Source organism: Microbacterium sp. HMWF026 (assembly GCF_003061325.1).
In the GTDB taxonomy this organism is placed as follows: Bacteria; Actinomycetota; Actinomycetes; order Actinomycetales; family Microbacteriaceae; genus Microbacterium; species Microbacterium testaceum_E.
The window spans coordinates 1-2,165 of the sequence record NZ_QAJB01000258.1 but is presented as its reverse complement, the minus strand read 5'-3'; the positions used below and the strand labels follow the sequence as shown (position 1 = coordinate 2,165).

General features: G+C 73.3%; 1 protein-coding gene and 1 pseudogene. Both read right to left on the bottom strand.

What is annotated here, in order from left to right; translation table 11 throughout:
* Positions 1-217, bottom strand: a pseudogene (locus DBR36_RS10160) (M1 family peptidase); the annotation flags it as partial.
* On the bottom strand, positions 214-2,165 hold a 1,952-nt coding region (locus tag DBR36_RS10155), incomplete at its 5' end, for a Pls/PosA family non-ribosomal peptide synthetase (protein ID WP_308810947.1). The gene DBR36_RS10155 and the pseudogene DBR36_RS10160, both read right to left, overlap by 4 nt.

Below are 2,165 nucleotides of genomic sequence, written 5' to 3'. Positions count from 1 at the left end.
CGAAGCGCGCGGCGGCGCCGTCGACGCGCACCCTCGTCGTGCGCAGGCCGACGAGGTCGAGGGCGAACGAGGCGAGGTCGACGCGCGCGACGGCCACGATCGTCGCCGTCCCCTCGAGACGGTTCGTGCGCACCCGGTAGCCGAGCGCGAGGTCGTACGAGTCGACGTCGTACGAGGTGTCACCGCTCTGCGGGGCGTAGGGGTCGGCGGCGCTCACGTCGTCGACTGGTAGGCGCGGACCTTGACGGCACGCCACGGGCCGATGGGATTGCCGCTCCAGCGCGAACCGACCGGTACGGTCTCGCCGCGCATCACGAGCGACGCGGGTCCCACGGTCGCGTGCGCTCCGAGGGTGGATGCCGGCAGCACCACGCTGTGGGGACCGAGCGTGGCGCCCGGTTCGAGCTCGACCGTGTCCATGCTCATGATTCGATCATGGAAGAGGTGCGTCTGCACGACGCAACCCCGATTGACCGTGGACGCGTCGCCGAGAGTGACGAGATCGGGCTCGGGCAGCCAGTAGCTGTCGCACCACACTCCCCGGCCGATCGTCGCGCCGAGGCTGCGCAGCCACACCGCCAGGGCGGGGGTCCCGGCCGCAGCGCGGGCGAACCAGGGCGCCGCGACCATCTCGGTGAACGTGTCGGACACCTCGGTCCGCCACACGAAGCTCGACCACAGGGGCTGCTCGCCCGCGCGGATCACCCCCACGATCGTCCACTTCGCGGCCGTCGACACCCCGGCGGCGACGGCACCCGCGGCCAGCATCACGATGCCCGACAGCAGCAGCGCCCACACCGGGCCGAGTCCCTCCCACAGCGCGGCGAGGGTCAACAGCACGCCCAGCCCGATCCCGCACGTCACCACGACCGGGACGAAACGACCGAGCTCCCACAGCGTCCGCGCGAGGCGCAGGGCGGCGGTGGGGCGGTAGGTGCGCGATTCGTCGCCCTCGGCGGACTGCCGTCGCAGCCGGACGGCCGGAGAGCCCAACCACGACGAGCCCGCCTTCGCCTTGGCGGGGGCCGCCGACAGCACCGCGACCAGGCCGTCGCGTGGGACGCGGTGACCGGGCGCCGCCATCCCCGAGTTGCCGAGGAAGGCGCGTTTGCCGATGCGCACCGGGCCAAGTCGCAGCCACCCGGCGTGCAGTTCGTAGGACGCGACCATCGTGTCGTCGGCCAGGAAGGCCCCGTCCTCGATGCGGGCCATCGAGGGGATGAGCAGGACCGTCGACGCCTCGACGTCACGCCCCACCCGGGCCCCCAGCATCCGCAGCCAGACGGGCGTGAAGAGCGACGAGTACAGCGGGAACAGGATGGTGCGCGCGGCATCCAGCAGACGCTCGATGGTCCACGCCTGCCAGGCCACCCGGCTGCGCACGGGGTGCGTCCCCTCGGCCAGGCCGATCGAGAGCACCCGCACGAGCAGGACCACGGATGCCGCGAACACCAGGCCCGTGACCGCGACCGCCGGCACGAGCCACGCGAAGGCCGCGCCCGCCGCGGCCGCCAGCGTGTCGCTTCCACGTACCCCCTGCGCGAGCACGAGACCGCCGACGGTGAAGGACGCCAGGGGCAGAAGTGCCAGGACGACGGCCGAGGCCGCGTAGGCCCACAGCCACCGGGTGGGCGCCGCCGGACGATCGGACGGCCAGTCCTTCGCGGTGCCGCCCACGCGCACGGCCGGAGAACCGGCCCACGACTGGTCGGCCTTGACGCGGCCGAAGACGGCCGACCCGGGCGCGATCTCGGCGCGACGGCCGATCCGGGTGCCGGGCGCCAGGGTCGAACGGGCGCCGATGGTCGCCCCCTTGCCGATGCGCACCTCTCCGATGCGCACCAGGTCTCCGTCGATCCAGTAGCCGGTCAGATCGACCTCGGGCTCGATCGACGCCCCGTCGCCGATGACGAGGAGTCCGGTGACGGGCGGAAGGGCGTGCAGGTCGACGTTGCGCCCGATGCGCGCGCCCAGCGCCCGCGCGTAGTACGACACCCAGGGTGCACCGGCCAGGCCCACGGCATCCACCTGATCCGCGATCTGCTCGGCCAGCCACAGCCGGAGGTGGACCCACCCTCCACGTGGATAGTCCCCCGCCCGCCCCCCCGCGAGCAGAAGGCGAGCGGATGCCACGGCGATCGCCATGCGGCCGAACGGCGTCGCGA